The sequence below is a fragment of the Synechococcus sp. R55.7 genome, from assembly GCF_047461955.1.
In the GTDB taxonomy this organism is placed as follows: Bacteria; Cyanobacteriota; Cyanobacteriia; order Thermostichales; family Thermostichaceae; genus Thermostichus.
In genome coordinates, this window is the sequence record NZ_JANSIC010000499.1 from 1 (window position 1) to 597 (window position 597).

General features: G+C 63.7%; 1 protein-coding gene. It reads left to right on the plus strand.

Annotated elements, in window-relative coordinates:
- Positions 1-231: 231 nt before the first annotated feature.
- Positions 232-597 (plus strand): biotin/lipoyl-binding protein (locus NW820_RS13360; protein ID WP_414407771.1); only part of this gene is annotated, 366 nt, incomplete at its 3' end.

The window sequence follows — 597 nt, forward strand, 5'->3', positions numbered from 1 at the left end:
CCCGACCGCGAGGTAAGGACTCCGTCCTGCTGACGGGAAGGGTGGCCCGCGCTCTATCCACAGGACGAGCGCCGGGAGGATGTCACGCATCCACCCTAGCTCTGGATTGGGAAGGATGGCCAGCGCTTTTGCACAGGCGCAGCAGGGCACAGTCTCAGTACCCTGGTTGATTGAGTCAATGCAGAGGTGGGATCCCTCTGTTGGGATAGCCGTTAGGGAGGCAGGTTCACGATGCAACTGCGAACAGCTCTGCCGCTGTTGTGCCTTTCTCTCTTGGTAGCTGCTTGCCGGCCCGGCGGGCCACCTCGCAGCATGGGGGGTGAAGGGGGCGGAGAAGGCCAACCCACACCAGTGGCCGTCGGCAGGGTAGAGGAACAGCAAATCGAAGAGACTTCAGAGTTCATGGCCAGCCTCGGATCCCAGCAGGTGGCCAGTATCCGCCCTCAGGTCAGTGGACAGGTGACCCAGGTGTTCGTGCAGCTGGGATCCCAGGTGGCTGCCGGAGCCCCTCTCTTTGAGATCGACAGCCGGCAGCAACAGGCGGCGGTGGCCGGCCAAACGGCGGGGATTGCCGCAGCCCAAGCCAACCTGGAGAGC